Origin of the sequence: Prosthecobacter sp., assembly GCF_044378005.1 — a bacterium.
GTDB lineage: Bacteria > Verrucomicrobiota > Verrucomicrobiia > Verrucomicrobiales > Verrucomicrobiaceae > Prosthecobacter.
In genome coordinates, this window is the sequence record NZ_JBILYB010000042.1 from 13,524 (window position 1) to 35,478 (window position 21,955).

The 21,955-nt window shown below is 60.7% G+C and carries 16 protein-coding genes; 10 read left to right on the plus strand and 6 right to left on the minus strand.

Annotated features, from left to right (window positions below):
- Positions 1–1,026 (minus strand): zinc-dependent alcohol dehydrogenase, encoded by a 1,026-nt coding sequence (locus tag AC6FTP_RS10620; RefSeq protein WP_497206891.1) that lies wholly within the window; start codon positions 1,024–1,026, stop codon positions 1–3.
- Between the two features lie 75 nt (positions 1,027–1,101).
- Between AC6FTP_RS10620 and AC6FTP_RS10625 the strand changes: the two genes are divergently transcribed.
- From AC6FTP_RS10625 to AC6FTP_RS10655, 7 genes are all read left to right on the plus strand, one after another.
- A complete protein-coding gene (locus tag AC6FTP_RS10625; protein WP_497206892.1) occupies positions 1,102–1,887 on the plus strand; it encodes an IclR family transcriptional regulator in 786 nt (261 codons plus the stop codon).
- Positions 1,884–5,588, plus strand: a complete 3,705-nt coding sequence (locus AC6FTP_RS10630; RefSeq protein ID WP_497206893.1) for a DUF1553 domain-containing protein — start codon at positions 1,884–1,886, stop codon at positions 5,586–5,588. Before AC6FTP_RS10625 ends, AC6FTP_RS10630 begins: the two co-directional genes overlap by 4 nt.
- A gap of 5 nt (positions 5,589–5,593) precedes the next feature.
- Positions 5,594–6,994 carry a DUF1501 domain-containing protein gene (locus AC6FTP_RS10635; RefSeq protein ID WP_497206894.1) on the plus strand — a complete coding sequence of 467 codons (1,401 nt, stop codon included), beginning with the start codon at positions 5,594–5,596 and terminating at the stop codon, positions 6,992–6,994.
- Positions 6,994–8,400: a DUF1501 domain-containing protein gene (locus AC6FTP_RS10640; protein ID WP_497206895.1), complete on the plus strand. Its 1,407-nt coding sequence runs from the start codon at positions 6,994–6,996 to the stop codon at positions 8,398–8,400. Before AC6FTP_RS10635 ends, AC6FTP_RS10640 begins: the two co-directional genes overlap by 1 nt.
- 138 nt (positions 8,401–8,538) lie before the next feature.
- On the plus strand, positions 8,539–9,948 hold the full coding sequence (locus AC6FTP_RS10645) for a TonB-dependent receptor (protein ID WP_497206896.1): 1,410 nt from the start codon (positions 8,539–8,541) through the stop codon (positions 9,946–9,948).
- 88 nt (positions 9,949–10,036) lie between these two features.
- Positions 10,037–11,287, plus strand: coding sequence for a competence/damage-inducible protein A (locus AC6FTP_RS10650; protein ID WP_497206897.1), 1,251 nt, complete (start codon positions 10,037–10,039; stop codon positions 11,285–11,287).
- Positions 11,288–11,354: 67 nt separating this feature from the next.
- Positions 11,355–12,539 (plus strand): MFS transporter, encoded by a 1,185-nt coding sequence (locus AC6FTP_RS10655; RefSeq protein ID WP_497206898.1) that lies wholly within the window; start codon positions 11,355–11,357, stop codon positions 12,537–12,539.
- Here the strand turns inward: AC6FTP_RS10655 and AC6FTP_RS10660 are convergent, their stop codons facing one another.
- The 3 genes from AC6FTP_RS10660 to AC6FTP_RS10670 form a co-directional block, all read right to left on the minus strand.
- A complete protein-coding gene (locus tag AC6FTP_RS10660; RefSeq protein WP_497206899.1) occupies positions 12,540–13,505 on the minus strand; it encodes a hypothetical protein in 966 nt (321 codons plus the stop codon). It abuts the gene before it with no gap.
- A gap of 20 nt (positions 13,506–13,525) precedes the next feature.
- Entirely contained in the window at positions 13,526–14,407 is an 882-nt protein-coding gene (gene menA, locus AC6FTP_RS10665) for a 1,4-dihydroxy-2-naphthoate octaprenyltransferase (protein ID WP_497206900.1), read from the minus strand.
- Positions 14,408–14,492: 85 nt separating this feature from the next.
- Positions 14,493–15,869, minus strand: coding sequence for an aspartate aminotransferase family protein (locus tag AC6FTP_RS10670; RefSeq protein WP_497206901.1), 1,377 nt, complete (start codon positions 15,867–15,869; stop codon positions 14,493–14,495).
- 267 nt (positions 15,870–16,136) lie between these two features.
- On the opposite strand from AC6FTP_RS10670, the gene AC6FTP_RS10675 reads away from it, so the two are divergent.
- Together AC6FTP_RS10675 and rlmN are read left to right on the plus strand one after the other, a co-directional pair.
- A complete protein-coding gene (locus AC6FTP_RS10675) occupies positions 16,137–17,039 on the plus strand; it encodes an N-formylglutamate amidohydrolase (RefSeq protein ID WP_497206902.1) in 903 nt (300 codons plus the stop codon).
- A complete protein-coding gene (rlmN, locus tag AC6FTP_RS10680) occupies positions 17,036–18,109 on the plus strand; it encodes a dual-specificity RNA methyltransferase RlmN (RefSeq protein WP_497206903.1) in 1,074 nt (357 codons plus the stop codon). The genes AC6FTP_RS10675 and rlmN overlap by 4 nt, the downstream gene beginning before the upstream one ends.
- Here the strand turns inward: rlmN and AC6FTP_RS10685 are convergent.
- Positions 18,090–19,172: an ABC transporter ATP-binding protein gene (locus AC6FTP_RS10685; RefSeq protein WP_497206904.1), complete on the minus strand. Its 1,083-nt coding sequence runs from the start codon at positions 19,170–19,172 to the stop codon at positions 18,090–18,092. The two genes, rlmN and AC6FTP_RS10685, sit on opposite strands and share 20 nt — an antisense overlap.
- Positions 19,173–19,227: 55 nt before the next feature.
- Positions 19,228–19,632 (minus strand): RNA-binding S4 domain-containing protein, encoded by a 405-nt coding sequence (locus AC6FTP_RS10690; RefSeq protein ID WP_497206905.1) that lies wholly within the window; start codon positions 19,630–19,632, stop codon positions 19,228–19,230.
- 181 nt (positions 19,633–19,813) lie between these two features.
- Here AC6FTP_RS10690 and AC6FTP_RS10695 point away from each other — a divergent pair, with 181 nt between their 5' ends.
- Complete coding sequence (locus AC6FTP_RS10695) at positions 19,814–21,925, plus strand: TonB-dependent receptor (protein WP_497206906.1); 2,112 nt, start codon at positions 19,814–19,816, stop codon at positions 21,923–21,925.
- The last annotated feature ends 30 nt before the right edge of the window (positions 21,926–21,955 follow it).

The window sequence follows — 21,955 nt, forward strand, 5'->3', positions numbered from 1 at the left end:
TCACGCCGGATACTCGATTAGCGCCTTGATGACGCCGCGTCGGGCCACTTCATCAAAGGCCTCGCGGATGTCGGCGAGCGGGAACCGATGCGTGATAAAGTCCGCCGATGTCAGCTTTCCTTCACGGATCCACTGACAAAGCTGCGGCTGGCTTTCGCGCTCGTATTTCCGTGTCGGCCATTGATGCACCAGCACGTTGAAATTGAAGTCGCCCTTCGATTTGTCGAGGTGCAGCACTGGCTGCGTCAGCACGCCATAGATGCAGTGTGATCCACCACGACGCAGCAACGGCAGGCCTTGCTGAAGAATGTCCGTACTCCCAACCGCATCGATCACCGCATCCAGCTTGCCTGGTGTCTCGATCTGTCCCGGCTCAAACGCGGCATCCGCGCCGAACGAGATCGCCTTCGCGCGCTTGTCCGCATGGCGATCCACGATGCCAATCCAGCGCAGTCCGAAAAGTCGCCCGAGCTTCACAAAACTCAGCCCCACCGGGCCCGCGCCGAAGATCAGCACATCATCGCCGGGCTGGAGATGAAAATCACGAAACGCACCCAGCACCTCGCGCCAGGTACATAGCAGCACAGCTTCTTGTGGTGGGATATCCGCATCCACCTTCGTCTGGATCTCATACACCTCGACCCAGCCATTCGCCCCATCCGCCACACCGTCCTCGACCATCGCCGCATGATCATTCGCCAGTGTGTATTCACCAAAGCCGCCCCAACCCGAGTCCACGCCTTCCATTTGCAGGTCAAAGCTCAGTCCACCGACAGCTCGATCACCCACCGCAAAGTTCCGCACCTTCTCACCGACCGTCGTGACGATCCCCACGGTCTCGTGTCCGAGCGCGAAAGGAAACTTGTCCTCCATGCCGGGGAACCGCCCGTGTAGCAGTTCACTGTCCGTGCGGTTGCAAAGGCAGGCGCACTCCGTCTTCACCAGCGCCTGATACGGCCCCGGCTTCGGCACAGGCGTGTCGAGAATTTCCAAATGACCAGGGTGAACAGCGATGACGGATTTCATAGTAGCACAGCCTTTCTAGGCTGTGTCTCACATGGAAGCAAGAATTCCAAATCCAGAAACGTTTCTAAATTTAGAATGATCAAAGAAGCAGTCATCTCCCCATCTGAAGACACCCTCGCACCCGGCACCGAACGCACGCTCGCCATTCTCGAACTTCTCGGCCAGCACCGTGCGGGCTTGAGCCTCACCGAGATCGCCCGCGAGCTGGATTTGCCGGTGAACTCCGTCTTCCGCATCACTGGCACACTACACAACCGCGGCTACCTCCAGCGCCGCGAGGACGACAAACGCTTCGTTCTCACCAACAAGCTCTTCGACCTCTCCCGCCCTCAAGTGCGCGAGAAAAGCCTCGTTGTGTGCGCCTTGGAATCCCTCAAATGGCTGCGCGATGAGTCTGGCGAGACCACGCAGCTCCTCACCAGCGTGAATCACAAAATGACCGTGCTGGAGCAATGCATCTCCTCGCAGCCGATCAAAGTCAGCAGTACCGTTGGCCTGCAAGTGCCAATGTATTCGTGTGCGCCAGGCAAAGCCGTCCTCGCGCATCTCCCGCCTGCCGAACTCGAGAAATTCTTCGCCGCCACGAAGCTCAAACAATACACACCAACCACACTTGCCACGCGCAGTGCCTTGGAGGTCGATCTCGCCAAAACTCGCAAACGATGCTTCTCCACCGACATCGCCGAAGGGCTGGAAGGCATCCACTGCGTCGCCGCCGCCATCCTTGACGAATACCATTACCCCGTCGCCGCCATCACCGTCATGTCCCCATCCTTCCGCCTGAAGCGCGACCAATTCGAAAAAGCAGGTCGTCTGTGCATCGAAGCCGCTGAAAACATCACCCGGAGGCTCCTGGCATGAAACAGTTTTCTTTTTTGTTCCTTTTGACGGCTTTTTGCGGTCAATCCACTGCCGCCACGCCAGCGCAGATCGAGTTCTTCGAGTCGAAGATCCGCCCGATTCTCGCGCAGGAGTGCTACGAGTGCCACAGCGCGGCTACGAAACAGAAAGGCGGCCTCGTGCTCGACTCCCGCGCAGGCTGGCAATCCGGCGGTGAAACGGGTGATGTCATCAAACCCGGCGATCCCGCGGCTTCGTTGCTGATTCAAACGATCAAGCACGAGCACGAAGATCTCAAGATGCCCAAAGCTGGCGCCAAGCTCGACGACAAGGTCATCGCCGACTTTGAACGCTGGATTCGCGACGGCGCAGCTGATCCACGCGATTTGCCACCTTCGAAGGAGCAAGTCGCCAAAGAAACCGACTGGAAGACCATTCTTGAACGTCGCAAGCAATGGTGGGCCTTCCAACCGATCTCGAAGCAGCCCGCGAACAAGACCATCGACGACTACATCGACGCCGATCTCGTCAAACAAGGCATTCCCGCCGCGCCACAGGCCGATGGGCAGACGCTGCGTCGTCGCACGAGTTACGTCCTCACCGGCCTTCCACCGAGCGGTGATCAAACTGTCGATCAATTGCTCGCTAGTCCCGCCTTCGGCGAAAAATGGGCCCGTCACTTCATGGACTGGGTGCGCTACGCCGAGAGCTACGGCTCCGAAGGCGATCCCCCCATCCCCTACGCGTGGCGTTACCGCGACTACCTCATCCGCGCCTTCAACGACGACGTTCCGTATCCTCAACTCGTCAAAGAAGCCATCGCCGGCGATCTGCTGCCGAAGCCGCGCCTCAAGAATGGCATCAATGAAAGCGCCATCGGCATCGCGCAGCTTCGCATGGTGCTGCACGGTTTCTCGCCGGTCGATTCGCTCGATGAAATGGTCACGTTCACCGACAACCAGATCGATACCGTCACCAAGGCCTTCCAAGCGCTCACGGTGAGTTGCGCGCGCTGCCATAATCACAAGTTCGATGCCATCTCGCAGGCCGACTTCTACGCTCTCTACGGCATCTTCACGAGCACGCATCCGGCCGTGATCGATGTGAACGCTCCCGGCACTGGCAAGGCCGAGCATGAGCAGTTGGCGAAACTCAAGCAGCAGATCAAAGACGCGGTGGCCGCGCATTGGCTGAAGACTGCGAAGGGCAATTCAGCAGATCGTTTTGATCCGAAGCGCCCTGGTCTCTCGGCTTATCAATGGAATGCCAGCGGCGTTTCACTCACCAAGGCTGGCGAATTCTCCGTGGCCTTGGATGGCGACCGACTGCTGTCACGGATTCATCCTTCCGGCTACTTCAGCGATGTGCTCAGCACGAAGGAACGCGCCGTGCTTTTCTCCAACCGCTTCAAGTGCGAGGGCGGCACGCTGTGGTTTCGTCTGGCGGGCAATGGCGGCGTGAAGTTCAAATACGTCGTGCAAAATTACCCGCGCACTGGCACCATTCACAAGGCGGTGGAACTCAAGGAAGCCAAAGAAGAAAAGCTCGGCTGGCGCTCGCTCGATCTCGAATTCTGGAAAGGCGATGAAATCTTCATCCAGGTGACGACCTCCGCCGACATGCCAGCGGAGTATGGCAAGGACTCGCGCTCGTGGTTTGGCCTCACGGATGTGGCCATCACCAAGGACAAAAATCCCCCGCCATCCACCGAGGAGCGTCTGGTCTTCTCCGTGCCGGAAACGATCCGCGCGTGGCAAAGCGGCACGCTCAGCGACGAGCACGCGGAAGCGCTCGACCAGCTCCTGCAAACCGGAAAACTGGCGAACAACCTCGCCGACATGCCCGAGGCCGCCGCGCTCGTGAAACGCTATCGCGATCTCGAATCCAAGCTCCCCATGCCCACGCGTGTCCCAGGCATCATCGAGGCCGATGCCAAAGACGCGCCGCTCTTTGTCCGTGGCGAGCACAAACAGCCCGCTGAACTCGTTCCACGCCGTTTCCTCGACGCGCTCGATCCCACGCCCTTCAACACGAAGTCCAGCGGTCGCCTCGAACTCGCCGAGCACATGGCCGACATGCAGCGCAACCCGCTCACCGCCCGCGTCATCGTCAATCGCGTGTGGCATCACGTCTTCGGACGTGGCATCGTCGCCAGCGTCGATAACTTCGGCAAACTCGGTGATCTGCCGACGCATCCAGATCTGCTCGATTTCCTCGCGCAGCGCTTCATCGCCTCCGGCGGCAGCATCAAGAGTCTGCTGCGTGACATCTTGCTCTCCAAGACCTTCCAACGCGCCGCAGGCAGCAACGCCAAAGACCCGGAGAACAAACTCCTCAGCCATTGGAGCATCCGCCGCCTGGAAGCTGAGGCCATCCGCGACTCCATCGTCACACTTTCCGGCAAATTCGCCCCCACTCCCTTCGGCGAGTCCGCCGACGCGGGTGATCCACGACGCAGCATCTACATCAAAGTCATCCGCAATTCCCTGAACCCCTTCCTCACCACCTTCGACGCTCCCGTGCCCTTCAGCACGCGTGGCAAGCGCGATGTCACCAACGTCCCCGCGCAGTCTCTAGCGCTGCTCAATGACACGCGTGTCATCGACTGGTCACGCGGTTGGGCAATGCGCACGATCAACGATGCCAAGAACCGTCCCGACGACCTCCTCATTCGTCAGATGTTCCGTGAGGCATTCTCGCGTGATGCCACCGATGACGAGGTGAAACAAAGCCTCGCCTATCTGACCGCGCTTCAGACCGAAAGCACCGACCAGGCGCAAAAGCTCGCCGAACAAGAAAAGCAGATCTCAGCATTAAATGGTCAAATCGCCGCGATTCTCGATCCTGCGCGCAACAAACTCCTCGCTGGCCAGCCTTTGACTCCGCCGGTCCTATCCGCTCCATCTCCCCTCGCCGAATGGACCTTCGACAAGGATTCCAGTGACACGAAGGGCAAGCTCTCGCTCACCTTCACCGGTTCCGCCCGCATCGAAAACGGCGCGTTGGTTCTCGATGGCAAATCCATGGCCGAAAGCGGTGCCTTGCCGAAAAAGCTCACCACCAAGACCCTCGAAGCCTGGGTCATGCTCGACAACCTCACCCAGCGCGGCGGTGGAGTGATCACCGTGCAGGAGCGCGATGGTGGCGTGTTTGATTCGCTCGTCTTCGCCGAAAAAACACCCGCGCACTGGGTCGCTGGCAGCGATCATTTCAATCGCAGTGAACTCTTCGAAGGCCCGCCTGAGACCGAAGCAGCTACGCGCCCCGTGCATGTCGCCGTCGTGTATCAAGCCGATGGCACCATCACCGGCTATCGCGATGGCAAGCCGTATGGCCGCACTTACCGCAAGGCTCCCGGTGCGTTCTTCGAGCCCGGAAAGAGCCAGGTGCTTCTTGGCTGCCGCCATGGCAACCCGGCTGGCAACAAAGGCCTCAGCGGTCGCATCTACCGCGCCCGCCTCTACGACCGCTCGCTCACCGCCGATGAAATCGCCCAAACCTCCCGCGTCGAATTCAGCACCCTCAGCGAGACTGACATCCTCGCCACGCTCACCGATGCACAGCGCCAGCAACTCGCTATTCTCCAGGGGCAAAGAGACCAGCTCACCCAATCCATCGAATCGGCTCGCAACAGCACCAATGACGATGATCCGAAAGTCCAGGCTTGGACTAGCCTCGCGCAGAGCCTCATCAACCTCAAAGAGTTCATCTACCTGCAATGAATGCCATGAATCGTCGCCATCTTCTCTCCCGTGCCTCCACCGGCTTCGGCATGGCCGCTCTCGCCGGATTGATGCAGGAAGAATCACAAGCTGCGCTCGTGCATCGCGCCAAGCGCTTCGCTCCGAAGGCACGCTCGGTTATCTTCCTCTACATGAGCGGCGGCGTGTCGCATGTCGATTCGTTCGATCACAAGCCGATGCTCAAGAAGTTCGCGGGCAAACCGATGCCGGGGGATGTGAAGAAGACGCAGTTCAACAACAACGGCACCGTCCAGCCTTCGCACTGGGACTTCAAACGCTATGGGCAGTCGGGCCTTGAGGTGAGCGACCTGTTTCCGCAGATCGGCGGCGTGGCGGATGATCTTTGCATGATCCGCAGCATGACCGCGAAGTTCAGCGAGCATGCGCAGGGGAACTTCTTCATGCACACCGGCTTTCCCTTCCTCGGCTTCCCCAGTGCGGGCGCGTGGACGAGCTACGGCCTCGGCACCGAGTCGCGCGATCTGCCGGGCTACGTCGTGCTGCAAAGCGGCGGCGCGGCCACTCCGCATGGCGGCGTGGGACTTTTTAGCAATGGCTTCCTGCCCGCGCAGCATCAGGCCAGCATCGTGAAGGCCGATGAAGCCGAAGCTGTCGCCAACATCCGCCCGCGCCAGCCGCACGACATGCAGCGCAGGCAGCTCGACTTCATCGGCGCGATGGACCGCCGCTTTGTCAGCACCACGCAGCACGACATGCATGTGGAGGCCGCGATTTCTAACTACGAGATGGCCTGGCGCATGCAATCCGCCGTGCCGGAGCTGTGCGAGATCTCGGGCGAATCCGAAGCAACTCGCAAACTCTACGGCCTCGACGATCCCGAGCCGAAAAAAGCCGCCTACGCCCGCCAGTGCCTGCTCGCACGTCGTCTCGTCGAGCGCGGCGTGCGCTTCATCGAACTCAGCACGCTCGCCTACAACCTCGGCGGCGGCAATGGAGCCAATCCATGGGATCATCACAGCTCGCTCAATGAAGGCCACGGCAAGATGGCGAACCAAATCGACCAGCCCATCGCCGCACTCATCAAAGATCTGCGTTCACGCGGCCTGCTCGACAGCACGCTGCTCGTCTGGGCCGGCGAATTCGGCCGCACGCCCTTCGCACAAGGCAGCAACGGCCGCGATCACAACCCCTACGGCTTCACCGTCTGGATGGCTGGCGGCGGCGTCAAAGGCGGCCACGTCTATGGCTCCACCGACGAATTCGGCTACAACGCCACCGAGAACGTCTGCACCGTCTATGATCTGTGGGCCACGGTGCTGCATCTCATGGGCGTGGATCATGAACAACTGACGTATCGCTTCAGCGGCCGCGATCTGCGGCTCACGGATGTGCATGGAAACGTGCTACGCGACATCTTCGCCTGATGGACTCACACCTCTCACGTCGCCACATTCTCTCCAGCGCCTCCACGGGCTTTGGAATGGCGGCGTTGGCGGGATTGATGCAGGCGGAGACGCCGAGGGTGCATCGGGCGAAGCGTTTCGCACCAAAGGCACGCAGCGTGATCTTTTGCTACATGAGCGGCGGCGTGTCGCACCTCGACTCCTTCGATCCGAAACCGTTGCTCGAAAAATACGCGGGCCAGCCGATGCCCGGTGAGGTGAAGAAGACGCAGTTCAACAACAACGGTACTGTGCAGCCCGCGCATTGGGCATTTCATCGATACGGCCAATCCGGCATGCCGGTGAGCGAGTTGTTTCCGCACATGGCGACTGTGACGGACGAACTCTGCGTGATTCGCAGCATGACGGCGAAATTCAGCGAGCATGCGCAGGGCAATTTCTTCATGCACACGGGCTTTCCGTTTCTCGGTTATCCGAGCGCGGGCGCGTGGACGAGCTACGGCCTCGGCACTGAGTCGCGCGATCTGCCCGGCTATGTCGTGCTGCAAAGCGGCGGTGCCAGCGTGCCGCATGGTGGTGTCGGTTTGTTCAGCAATGGATTCCTCCCCGCACAGCATCAGGCCAGCATCATCAAAGCCGATGAAGCCGAAGCCGTGGAGAACATCCGCCCGCAGCAGCCTCACGACAGCCAGCGCCGTCAACTCGACTTCATCGGCGCGATGGACCGCCGCTTCGCCAGCACCACACAGCACGACATCCATGTCGAAGCCGCGATCTCGAACTACGAACTGGCCTGGCGCATGCAATCCGCCGTGCCGGAGCTTTGCGACCTCTCCGGCGAGACCGAAGCGACGAAGAAGCTCTACGGCATGGACGGTCCCGACACCACGCGCACCGCGTATGCTCGGCAGTGCCTGCTCGCACGGCGATTGGTGGAGCGAGGCGTGCGTTTCATCGAGCTGAGTTGCCTGCCGCAGAAGATCGGAGCCGGCCAAGGCCCCAATCCCTGGGATCAGCACGGCGAGATCAAAAAAGGCCACGGCAACATGGCCCGCCAGGTCGATCAGCCCATCGCCGCGCTCGTCAAAGACCTCAAATCACGCGGTCTGCTTGATAGCACGCTCGTCGTGTGGGCGGGCGAGTTCGGACGCACGCCCTTCGCCCAAGGCACCGATGGTCGCGATCATAACCCCTACGGCTTCACCATCTGGATGGCCGGTGGTGGCATCAAACCCGGCCACATCTACGGAGCCACCGACGACTTCGGCTACCACGCCATCGAAAACGCCTGCACCGTCTATGACATGTGGGCCACCGTGCTGCATCTCATGGGCATCGATCACGAACAACTGTCTTATCGTTTCAGTGGCCGCGACCTGCGGCTCACCGATGTGCATGGGAATGTGCTGCGTGACATTATTGCCTGAGAAATAGCGGCAAACTTGGCACGAGTTGTGGCTGCATGAAGGGACATGCCTGTTGAGTCACTTTTCCCACCCCTTCCTGCACAACGCAGCCTTGCGAAAGCTATTCCCACGAGCGAACGGCTGGCACCTACCGCCGCCATGAGTATCGCCAATCCGCACCAACGTCCTGGAACCCTGGAGAAAGCCCTGCGCACCAATCTGGCGCAGCGTGTTTATGGCACCTTTGCCGAGATCGGGGCAGGGCAGGAGATCGCTAACTGGTTCTTCCGCGCCGGAGGTGCTTCAGGAACGGTGGCAAAGACCATGTCGGCCTATGACATGACTTTCAGCGATGAGATCTACGGCAAGGCCCAGCGCTATGTCTCACGGCAGCGCATGGTCGCTATGCTGGATCATGAATACCAGATCGTTCACGAGCGGCTGGCGGCACAGCGAGGCGAGACGACGACCTTCTTTGCCCTGGCAAACACGGTTCGCGCGAAAGGCTTCCGCGATACCAAAGAGGAATGCCATGGCTGGATGGGGCTGCGTTTTCAAACTGATCCCAAGGGGCCTAGCAGCGACATCCAACTGCATGTGCGACTGCTTGATGCCACGAATCCGCTTCAAGCCGAGGCTCTCGGTATTCTCGGGGTGAACCTGCTCTTCGCGGCCTTCCATCTGCGCTCCAGCCTGCCCGTCTTTTTGGAGAGCCTGATGGATGATCTCAACCGCTGGCGTGTGGAGATCGACATGATCGATTTCAGTGGTCCTGCCTTCCCGTCGGCGAGCTTTGAGGATCGCATCGTGGCGCTTCAGCTTGTGCGCAGCGGCTTGTCCGATGCTGCACTCTTCGGGCCTGATGGTGAGATTTTGCAGGTGGCGGATGTGCTATATAAAAAGCCCGTGTTCATCAGTCGCGGCACCTTTGATCCGATCACACGGGTGAATCTGGATATGCTGGAGAAAGGCATCTCCTCCTTCAAAGCAGACTTCGGTGCTGACGCTGACGGGCATCTGGAAATCTGCGAGATCACGATGCACAACCTTCTTTGCATGGACGACTGCGAGGTGGAGTATCAGAACTTCCTGGCTCGTGCCGACATCCTCCAGGCGCTGGGGAAGAACGTGCTCGTTTCGAAATATGCCGAGTTTCATCGCCTGAGTTCGCACCTCGCGCGATACACACAGAGACCGGTCGGCATCGTGCTCGGACTGCCTTTGTTTGAGGAGCTTTTCAATGAGCGCTGGTATGCGGATCTCGGTGGCGGTCTGCTGGAGGCCTTCGGGCGTCTCTTCAAAAATCAGGTCCGCCTTTATGTCTATCCTGTCGGTGATCCCATCACCGGGAAGCTGCGCACCGGAGCTCAGGCAAAGGTATCCCCACATCAGATGCATCTGCTGCGTTACCTGCTGGATACTGGCAGCGTGCGCATCATTGATGAGTGCTTGGATGACTGCGTCTTCATCTCCAGCGCCAACGTCCGTCAGATGCTACGGGATGGGAATCCCGACTGGAAATCCTACGTGCCTGAGATCGTGCTCAAGCACGGGCCGTGGGCGGCGTAACGGATAGAGAGGAAAGAGTCCCGTCTGGACATTCGGGGCGTATGGAGTAGCTCGAAAACAGCTTTCCACACTCCCCGCACTCAGATCCATGCGCATCGAACTCGTAAACACTGGCGACGAACTCCTCCTCGGCGACACCATCAATACCAATGCCGCCTGGCTCGGCCAGCAGATCGCTGCGCTCGGGCTCATGGTCTCGCGGCATCTTGTGGTGTCGGATGGCGCGGTGATCAAAGAAGCCATGGCCGAAGCGGCGTCGCGCTCGGATGTGGTGCTCGTCTCCGGTGGGCTCGGTCCGACGAATGATGACCTCACGCGCGAGTCCGTGGCGGAACTGCTCGGACTGCCGATGGAGCTGAATGAGGGCATCAAATCGCATCTCGAAGCTTTCTTTGCCAAACGAAACCGCGTGATGTCGGCGTCGAATCTCAAGCAGGCCATGGTGCCTCGTGGAGCCATCGTTTTAGACAATCCTTTCGGCACGGCACCGGGGCTTTATTTTCCGGCTGAGCTGAGTCACTCCCGTGGATGGAATACGCACTTCTTTCTCATGCCCGGGCCTCCGCGCGAATTGAAGCCGATGATGGAAACGCTGGTGGAACCTCGACTCCGCACGCTGTTGCCGGACGGCGCCAGCCGCAGCATCCGCTACTTTAAAGTCACCGGCCTCGGCGAATCCGACATCGTGGAGCGCGTGGAGAAGAAGCTCGAAGCCATCCCCGATCTTATCCTCGGCTACTGCATCCGTCAGGGCGATGTGGATGTGCGCCTTTCCGGCCAGTCCGAGCCTGTGGCCATCGGCGAAGCCATCGTGCGCGAGCATCTCGGCGACTATATCGTGTCCACGGATCGGCGGCTCATCGAGGAGGTCATCGTCCAAACCCTCGCCGAGCGTGGGCAATGGCTCTCCACGGCGGAGTCATGCACGGGAGGCTTCCTTTCCAATCGCATCACCGATGTCAGTGGAGCCTCGCGAGTCTTCGGGCATGGCTTCATCACCTATGCCAATGAGGCGAAGCAAAAGCATCTGGGCGTGCCTGCTGACCTGCTGGAGCAGCACGGCGCGGTGAGCGAGTCCGTGGCTCGTGCTATGGCTGAGGGAGCTTTGAAGACATCAGGATCGGATCATGCTCTAGCGCTCACGGGCATCGCCGGTCCGACGGGCGGCTCGGAGGATAAACCCGTCGGCACAGTTTTTGTCGGTCTGGCTTCGAAAGACGGCGGGACCGTGGTGAAGAAGTTTTTCTATCCCGGCACGCGGGATCGCTTCAAGCTGCTCTCCAGTCAGGCTGCGCTCGACATGCTGCGTCGGCGTCTTTTGGGATTGAGGCTCGACTGATGGTTCCGTGCGGAAACATGGAACCTGAAACTTGAATCCCGGTTCGGCGCATCGAACATCCGCGACCTTGCCTCCCAACCGCGCCAGACTCGCTCTCTTATTCTTTTTCACCGCGATGCCCATGGGCATCTGGAATGTGCCGCTGGCGAATGTCTTCGCAGCGTATGGAAAAGGGCATCTCGTGCCCTGGGTGCTGGCGACGACGGCGGTGGCTGCCTTCATCTCGCCGCTGTTCGTCGGAGCCTTGGCAGATCAGCGTATGGCTCCGATCCGGCTGCTACGCTGGCTGGCAGGGCTTACCGGATTCACGCTGACGATGACCTGCCTGTCTCTGCACTGGCGACTGGGTGATCCAGTCGTGCTCATGTGCGCGCAGGTTCAGGCACTGGTGTCCATGCCGGTGTGGAGCATCGCCAGCAGCTTCGTTTTTTCCCAGCTTCAGGATGCAAAGCGTCAGTTCGGGCCACTGCGTGCCTGCGCCACGTTTGGCTGGATGGTGGGCTGCTGGCTCATCAGCTTCGTGCTGCATTCGGATGCTTCGATCATGGCGGGGTTTACGGCGGCCTGCCTTTGGTTCGTGGTCGTTGGGATGACTTTCATGCTGCCTGCTGTCGCGCCTGTGGATGCGCAGGAACACCGGAGCTGGCGGCAGATCCTCGGGCTGGATGCACTCGACCTGCTGAAGCATCGGGATCACCGAATCGTCTTCATCACGGCGGCGCTTTACTGCATTCCGCTGGCGGCATTTTATCCCTACACGGCGCTGCAATTGAAGGAACTGGAGGTGAAAAATATCTCAGCGGTGATGTCGCTCGCGCAGACGACGGAGATACTCGTCATGCTGGTGCTCTCGGGAGTGATGACGCGCTTCCGGCTGAAGTGGATCTTCTTCTCCGGCATCTTCATCTGCGTGATCCGCTACGGCATGAACGCCATGAACACCGAAGGCTGGATCATGCTCGGCACCACGCTGCATGGACTGGCTTTCACGCTCTACTTCATCACCACGCAGATCTATCTGGAGGAGCGCATCGACCCGAAGTGGCGCGTGCGTGCGCAGGCATTGCTGGCGCTGCTGATGAGTGGTGTGGGCAATCTCGCAGGTTACCTCGGCGGCGGCTGGTGGCATCACGCCTGTCAGGTGGATGGCAGGACGGACTGGTCCCGCTTCTGGTGGGGTGAAACAGCGCTCACGGCGGTGGTGTGTCTGTTCTTTGTCCTCGCGTATCGCGGGCGACGCGCGGTGGCGTGATCACACGAGCTGACGCCAGGGCAGCCGCTCCAGCACATCGCCGAAACCGAGTCCGCCGCCGCTGAGGTCTGGCTGCAACAGGCCTCCGGGAGAACTCATGCGCTCAAAGAAACTATCCTCCTCAAACAAGTGCTGCGTGCAGAGTCCGCACAGTCCGACGCGATCTCCGATCTGCTCGCGAGCGATGGCAGCCTCGTAAGCCGCGAACATCTGCCCGAGCGCGTGATCCATCGCCGAGGTGAGCATCAGCGGATGTTGCGGATGTCTCTCCGCCACGATGCGCCAGTCACGACGCGCGGGTTTCACGACGACAGCGGAGAAGCCGGTGCTGCCATCGCGCCATCCTTTGTCGAGAGCCAGCTTCACGCCCCATCTTTGCTGCGCTTGTTGCCAGGCGGCGGCATCGTAAGGGAAGGGGTCCTCGATCAGATCAAGCTGCTGATAAGTCCGCAGCGGCATGAACTCGATGAACTGGCTGAAGCCATACGCATCGAGACAGCCATTGAAGTCCACGCGCAGCTTCAGCCCGCTCTTTTCGCCCACGCGTGCGCACTGTTCCAGAAAGCGACGCGTCTCGCCGTAGTTCGCGTAGCCCTTCGCTTTGATGGCGTGCCAGCCTTCATTCACTACGCGCTGGATCTGCGGCTCCGTGGCCTGCGCAAAGCTCCACGAATAGTGACTGCGCGGGATCTCCAGCCCTTCAAACAAACTCACACCAGCCTCACGCGCAGCACCATCGACCTCGGCACAGCGCAGGGCCATCTCAGTCACGGGCGTGGTGATGCCTTCGCTTAAAAGACGAAGCTGCTCCTCCACCGGCACGTCTCCAAATTCCGGCCATGGATGCACACAACCGAAGCCTGCGCCGACGCGGATCAGCGCGCCTGGGAACACGCGGCGATGTGAGGCCGAGTTCAGTGCCACGCCACTGCGCAGCAGGTAATCATAAACATAGATGGGAGACATGCGTCAGTGGGATGCGTGCCTCAGCCATCGATGGCCGCACAAAAGAGCGCTGCAAAGGCGAGGAGTTGCGCGCCGCTCATGGCGAGGAGCTTGTTGTAGGCCGGGCCGGGCGGAGTCGTCCAGATTCGGAAGATCAGGAAGACGCCGAGTGGCAGCACCGCCAGCGGCAGCGTGCAGGCGCGTGTGTAGCCGGCATCCCACCAGTAAAGCCCCACGGCATAAGCCACAGCGATGAGCAGGGTGATTTCCATCCGGGCAAAGGTGGCCCCAAAGCGTACGGCGAGCGTGCGTTTGCCCGTGCTGCGATCTTCGTCGATGTCGCGCAGGTTATTGATGGCGATGAGCACCGTGGAAAGGCAGCCGATCTGCACACCGCCTACGACTCCGCCGGTGAGCCACTCGCCGCTTTGCACAAAGGCGGAGCCCATCACCGCCACGAGGCCGAAGAAGAGGATGACAAACAATTCCCCAAGTCCGCGATACGCCAGAGGTGCGACTCCGCCGGTGTAGCCATAGCAAAAATAGAGTGATGGAATACCGATGCACACGATGGGCAGGCCGCGTGCCGCGATCAGTGGGATCGAGAGTGCCGTCGCCATGCCCAGCATGAGAAAGCCAGCCATCATCACGCTCGCCGGACTGACCACGCCCGCAGCGGTGATGCGGCGCGGACCCACGCGCGCTTCGGTGTCTTTGCCCTGCTGGAAGTCGAGCGCGTCGTTGAACCAGTTCGTGGCGATTTGCAGCGCGATGGTGCTGCCGAGCGTGCAGAGCAGGAGGGCGATGTTGATCGGTTGCCCACCGAGCCGTGAGCCGATGAAGAAGCCGACAAACACGGGAGCAATGGCCGCGCCCAATGTCTTGGGACGCGCAGCCTGGAGCCAGTCAGAGAAAGAAGCCATGAAGCCGAGAGGAGATAGAAAATCGCCCGGAAGTCGAGGCGGACTTCCGGGCGATTTGCAGAAATGAACTGGATGATGAGCGGGCTTACTTCAGCTCGCTCACGGCCTGATCGAAGGCTTCGTGGAGTACGGCGATGCCTTCCTCCAGGGCATCTTGTTTCATCGTGAGCGGTGGGCAGATCTTCACGGTCTGACCCCAGGCACCGACAGGGGCAAACATGAGCAAGCCCTTCTGATAGCCGAGTTCGATGACTCGATGAGCGAGATCGTGATCGGGCTGCTTCGTGCCGCGTTTCACGGTCTGGATGCCGGCCACGTAGCCCGCGCAGGTGACATTGCCGACGAGGTCAGGATACTTGCGCTGAACGGCGAGACAGCCTTCATGAAGCACAGGGCCGAGACGCGCGGCATTGCCGGTGAGATCTTCGTTGAGGATCTTCCGAATGTTCGCGAGAGCGGCGGCACAGCAGACGGGGTTGCCCGAGTGTGTGCTGGTCATGGAGCCGGGCGGGAATTGATCCATGATCGCAGCGCTGCCGATGACGGCGCTCAGTGGCATGGAGGACGAGATGCCTTTGCCACAGCAAATGAGATCGGGGACGACGCCGTAGTGCTCGAAGGCCCAGAACTTGCCCGTGCGTCCAAAGCCGGACTGCACTTCATCAAAGGTCAGGACGACATCGTTCTCTGTACACCAGGCGCGCAGCTTTTGAATGTATTCCACGGGGGCGAAGTCAGGGCCGACACCTTGGTAGCTTTCCATGATCACGCCTGCGATCTGACTGGGCTTCATGCCGCTCTTTTCGATGGCTGCGAGGAAGCCGTCGAAGCTGCTGTCGCCTTCCCAATAACCGTCAGGGAAGGGGGCCTGGATGATGGCAGGGTCGAGATTCACGATCCAAGTCTTTTGCCCTGCCATGCCGCCCGCCTGCTGGCTGGCAAGCGTGCGTCCATGGTAGCCACGATCAAAGCCAATGATGCCGATCTTTTCACGTCCACCCACGCTGATGCCGTGCGCACGACTGAGCTTGATGGCGCATTCCGTGGCCTCACTGCCGGAGCTGAGCAGGAAAACCTTCTTCAAAGGATCGGGCGAAACGCTGGCGATGAGTTCAGCCAGGGCAGGGCGCTCTTCGCTGGGGAAGACGTAGTTGTGAATGAGGCCGGAATTGATCTGGTCGATCATCGCCTGCCGGACTTCGGGAGCGCCGTGGCCGCAGTTGGTCACGAGCACACCGCTGCTCCAGTCGAGCCAGCGGTTGCCGTACTTGTCGAAGACAAAGATGTCCTCAGCACGGTCCCAAACGATGGGCGGCATGCCGCGCATGGAGAGAGGCTCAAACTGGCGGCTGCGCTCGATGTGCTGGATCGAGTCAGGGTGTGGCACGGGAGTACAGATCGTGCGAAACTGGGTGGCGACGTGCGGGACGTCTTGCGGGGTTGTATCGAATTCTTTGCCCATGGGAGTGGTCGCGACGATGGACGCTGCCTCTCAAAACGCTACGAGCAAAACCGTCGGCTCTGTGTCCTTTTGTGATGGATGCGTCACGAAAAGACTGACGTGGGTGGTGGGAGGATGGGCAGTCATCTCCGACGATTTGGTTTTTTACCCTGAAGCGATTGGTGACGTCGGCTCTGTGGCAGGCCCGGTGAAGAAACAGGCGTTTTTGATCTGCGGGAAAGGGTTGCTCCGTGGGCGGGTCGGTTTAGAGCTTCGCTCTGCAACCCCATGACACGAATTCTTTTCCTCACGATGCTTCTCTGCCTCGGTCCGTTTTTCGCGGAGGCGCGGGAGGTGGGAGTGCCGGTGTTTGGGACGAGGCAGTACTGCGAGTATCTGCCGGGCGAGCTGCCGCTGGTGATATCGGCTCCGCATGGTGGGAAGCTGAAGCCCGAGGGGGTGGCTAGCCGGACTTCTGGAGTGCGCACTGAGGACTCGAACACGCAGGATCTGGCGCGACGCATCGCGGCGGAGGTGAAGAAGGCGACGGGGAAGCAGATGCCGCTGGTGGTCAGTCACCTGCACCGAAGCAAGCTGGACCCGAACCGCGAGATCAAGGAAGCGGCGCAGGGAGACCTGATGGCGGAGAAGGTCTGGGGTGAGTATCACGCATTTATTGATGAAGCGCTGAAGGCGTCGATTGAGCGGCATGGGCTGGCATTCTTCATTGACCTGCATGGGCAAAGTCACCCGGATGTGCGGGTGGAGCTGGGTTACCTGCATTCCGTGCCGGATTATGAAAAGCCTGCCACGGTGCTGAACTCGCCTGAGTTTATCAAGGAGGGCAGTCTGGCTCTGATCATGAGGCTGAATCCTGGTCTGGACTACACGGCGCTGTTGCATGGGCCGGAGAGTCTCGGGGAGTTGCTGGAGAAGCGTGGCTTCCATTCCACGCCGAGTCCCCGGATGCCGGTGCCGAGCCTGCCCTACTATCGTGGTGGCTACACGACCTTCCGCCACATCCCGGAGAATCCGATGGTGGCCGGGCTTCAGATCGAGGCGAACCGCGTGCGTCTGCGCGACACACCGGAAGGTCGTCAGCGCTTCGCGGAGGCGCTGGTGAGTGCGCTGGAGGTGTATCTGCCGAGGTTCCTGAAGATGAAGCTGAATGGAGAGCCAGTGAAACCATGATGTCTCTGCACGATCTCAGTCGTGATGAACTGATGGCACTGGTCGTGCAGGATGGCCTGCGCCCTGCGCATGGGACGATGCTGTGGAATGCACTCCAGCATCGTGCGGTCACGGACCTGGGCCAGTGCACGCACTTTCTGCCGCCGCTGAGACGCTGGGTGGATGCGCATGTCGGTACGCCAGAGGGGCACAGGCTGGATGTGCTGCCGGTGGCCTCTCATGTGCCGAGTGCGGATGGGCTGACGCAGAAGTTTCTGCTGAGATTGCAGGACGGGCAGGAGATCGAGACCGTGATCATGGGCTACAAAGGACGCCACACGGCCTGCATCAGCACGCAGGCGGGCTGTGCCATGGGCTGCGTTTTTTGTGCGACAGGGCAGATGGGATTCGTTCGCCATCTGCGGCCGGGGGAAATCGTCGCCCAGGTGCAGCATGCGAGGCGCATTTTAAACGAAAACGGGGAACGGCTGCGCAATCTGGTCCTGATGGGCATGGGTGAGCCGCTGCACAACTACGATTCCGTGATGAAGGCGATGGACATCATCAGCGACACAAGCGGGGCAAACATCGGCCCGAGCAAGATCAGCATCAGCACGGTGGGTGTGGTGCCGGGCATCCTGCGGCTGGCGGAGGAGGGGCGGCCCTACAATCTGGCGGTGAGTCTGCACGGCAGCACGGAGGCCGAGCGTGCGGCGCTGATCCCGGCGAACCAGCGCTGGCCGCTCGCGGAGCTGATCGAAGCCTGCCGGACCTACAATGAGAAGACGGGGCGGCGCATCTTCTTCGCCTGGACGCTGATCGCCGGAGTGAATGACACGCCTGATCACGCGCGCCGAGTCGCTGCTTTGCTCCAGGGTCTGGACGCGCATGTGAATCTCATTCCGCTGAACGAAACAGCCGGCTACGAAGGCCGCGAAGGCACGGAAAGCGCGGCGGAGGTGTTCAGTGCCATCGTGCAGGAATGCGGCATCCCTTGCACGATCCGCCAGCGGCGGGGGATCGATGTCGCCGCAGGCTGCGGGCAGCTTCGTGCGGAGAAAAAGCGCCGCGTCAGTGCTGCGGCAGCATGACCACATCCGCAGCAGCGGCCATGACGCGGATTTCATCCGCTGCGGGTGGGCGGATTTGGCGCGGGTTGATCTCGCAGACTTTGAGCTGCGGGCCGCCGATGATCTGGAGCTGATACTGCACGGTGGCACCGAGATAGACGGTGTCCACGATGTGGCAGGGCAGGCGGTTCGTGGAGTCGAGCATGTGCCCGAAGGTGAGTGCCTCTGGGCGGATGGAAAGGGTGACGCTGGTGCCCGGCATGGGCTTCCAGTCGGGATCATTGGTGCGGGCGCGAAGGGGGCCGAAGTCGGTGTCCACCTCGTAAAGGCCCGACTCGCTGCTGGGCATGCGGACGCGGGCTTCGATGAAGTTGGTCTCGCCGATGAACTCGGCGACCATGCGTGAGGCGGGATCACGATAGACTTCCTCCGGCGTGCCGACTTGGGCAAGCCTGCCAACGTCCATCACGGCGAGCCGATCCGCCATGCTGAGGGCTTCATCGCGGTCATGCGTCACATAGATGCCGGTGAGGCCGAACTCCTTGCAGATGCGGCGGATCTCCGAGCGCATCTCATGGCGGAGCTTGGCATCCAGATTTGAAAGAGGCTCATCCAGCAGCAGACAACGCGGACGGATGACCAGCGCCCGTGCCAGCGCCACCCGCTGCTGCTGACCGCCGGAAAGCTGGGAGATGCGGCGTGAGCCGAGACCGCCGAGCTGCACGAGCTCCAGCGCTTGGGCCACCCGCTTCTCGATCTCGTCTTTTGGCCTGGCCCGCTCTTCGAGTCCGAAGGCCACGTTTTGAGCGACGTTCAGATGCGGCCAGAGTGCATAGCTTTGAAACATCATCCCCGTGCCGCGTTTGTGGGCGGGCAGATGGGTGACATTGTCCTCATCAAAGAAGATGTTGCCCGCCTCTGGCTGGTAAAAGCCGGCGATGTGGCGGAGCAGGGTCGTCTTCCCGCAGCCGCTCGGCCCGAGCAGGAAAAAGAGCTCCCCCTGGCCGATCTCGAGGTTCACGTCATTGAGGACGGTTTGCGCGCCGAAACGCTTCGTGAGGCCTTGAATGGAGATGTGAACCATGCGTGCCGCATTGGAGGGCGGGGGATGAATGTGTCAACCCGGATGGCGAAGCGTATCAGTCCTGATCCTGGCCCCACCACTCGCGGAGCTGGCGCATCTGCTGTTTGTTCGGCTTGGCCACGGTTTCGTGGGCGTGGGGCGTTTCGAGCTGGCGCTGGCGGCGGAGTTCGGAGGCTTTGATGATCCACTCCTCGGGGGTCTGGTTGTCACAGAACTCGGGGACTCGCGGGGCACTGAGCCGCTGGGCGGGGAAGGCGATGACGCCGAGGCGGAGCTTCAGGTCGCCACGGACGACTTCGAGGACATCTCCGGGCTTGAGATCACGGCTGGGTTTGATGATCTGGGCACCAAGGGTGACGTTGCCTTTGGTGCAGGCCTGGGTGGCGAGGCTGCGGCTTTTGAAGACGCGGATGTGGTGGAGCCATTTGTCGGCTCGTTGCGTTTCGGGGGCGGGGGGCATGTCTTCGGCGGCGGATGGGCGCGGCGCGAGGGGTAGGATGATTCAGGCGGGATGTCCAGCGTCATGCATGCAGAACAGCCGTGATGGCATCTGCCTCCCAGTTTGGGAGCTGGGCTATCTGAGTTTCAAAATCATCTCAAAAGACATTGCCAGCCTTGCGCGAGTTTCATAAAGCAGAGAAATGCCTGATCTCCGCTTTGCGATTTGCCTTCTCATCCCCTCGTTCCTGAGCGCCCAGACGAACACAGGCATGCCCAGCCCTTGCGCCATTCCCATCCCTGTGGCGCGTGAGGTGCGAGAGCTGGAGGTGATGAAGCCTGCCACGCCCAAGCTCGAACGGGATCTGCTCAACCTGCCTCTTAGTGCCACGGTCAGTGATGCTGCCTTTCTCGACTCCGCCGCAGTGCGCTCGGTGAAAGACGCGGCCATTCATGCGCCGGGCGTTTTCTTCAATGAATACAGTGCTCGTCGTGCCAGCCAGCCCGTGTTTCGCGGCATCGGCGGCTCGCCCATGAACCCTGGCGTCACGACCTTCATTGACGGAGTGCCGCAGTTCAGTGCCAACTCCAGCAGCCTCGAGCTTCTCGACGTGGAGCAGATCGACCTCGTGCGCGGCCCCATGGGCGCCCTCTTTGGACGAAACACCGCTGGCGGACTCATCGGCATCACCAGCCGCCGCCCATCGCTGACGACCTGGGGCGGCAGTGCCGAGTCCACCTTTGGAAACTACAACCTCTACGACTTCCGGGGCAGTGTCACCGGGCCGCTCATCCAGGATCAGCTCGGCTTCAGCTTCGCTGGAGGGCATCGCGAGCGCGATGGCTTCTCCGAAGATGCCGCGACCGGACGCGACATCGACAATCGCAGCTCCTGGTTCGGCAAAGCGCAGCTCCTCTGGCAGCCCGACGAGGCGCTGGAGATCCGCTTCATCCTCGCCGCCGAATCCGCAGATGATGGTGACTATGCGCTGCAAGACGTCACCCGCCTGCATCGCCGCGAGCGCCAACTGACGAGCAATTTCTACGGCTACACGAAGCGTGATGTCATTCAGCCAACACTCCAGATCACTTATCATTCGGATGCCTTCGACCTCATCTCCACCACGGGCCTCGTTTGGTGGCGGACGGAAGATCTGACCGACTTCGATTACAGCGACCTGCCGCTGCTCATCCATCGCCATGAAGAAGAAATGGTCACCCTCACGCAGGAGTTCCGCTTCAAGAATCCGGAGGGGAAACCCATCGTCTTTTGCAAGCAAGCCAGCCTTCAGTGGCAGGCCGGAGCATTCTTCTTTTACAGCAAACACGAGCAGGACATCGCCAATACCAGCGACCTTGGTTTCCTGCCAGTGCCAGAATCCTTCACTCGGGGTGAGTTTCAGGACCTCGGCCTCGGCCTTTATGGGCAGGGCATCCTCACCTTGTGGGATAAGCTCGACCTGCTGGCCGGGCTTCGTCTGGATCTCGAAAACAAAGATGCCAGTGGAAGCCTGACCGTCGTCCCGGGCGGCACGAGCCGCGTGGATGCCAGCCGCAGCTACTCAGCGCTCTCTCCGCAGATAGCGGTGTCGTATCGCTTCAAACCCGATCTCATGGGCTACTTCAGCTTCTCTGGCGGCTACAAGGCCGGTGGCTTCAATGTCGAAGGCCCCTCCGAGTATGAGGAAGCGCGCACTTGGAATTACGAACTCGGCATCAAAGGCCAGGCATTCAAAAATCGTCTCGGCTACACCCTCGCAGCTTTTTGCACCCAATGGAATGACATGCAGCTCGTCCAGCCCAGCGCGACGGGCGGCTCTTTTCTCGACAATGCAGGCGATGCCTCATCCCATGGTGTCGAATTCGCGCTGAACTACCGCTGCTGTGATCGCCTCAGCCTCTTCAGCACCGCCAGTTGGCAGGACACCGAGTTCGATGATGGCGCACGTGACAGTGGCGAAGGCATCGGCGGACATTCCCTGCCTTATGCGCCTGATTACAACGTCACCTTCGGAGCCGTCGCGAACCTGCCGCTGAATCATCGCCTCAGCCTGTATGCGCGGGTGGATGTGCAGTTCATTGGCGCCTTTGAATACACGCCGCAGAACCGCTCCGGACAGGATGCCTACACGCTCGCGAACTTCCGACTCGGCATTCGTGGCGGCGACTGGTTCACCGAGTTCTTCGTGAACAACGCCTTCAACACCGACTACGTCCCCGTCGCCATGAACTACCCGATTTTCGGCACGCCACGAGTCATCGGAGAAGCTGGCGCGCCATGCACGTTCGGCATCCGCACAGGCATCAAATTCTGATCTGCGGCAACAGCCGTGTCGGCGCGGCGT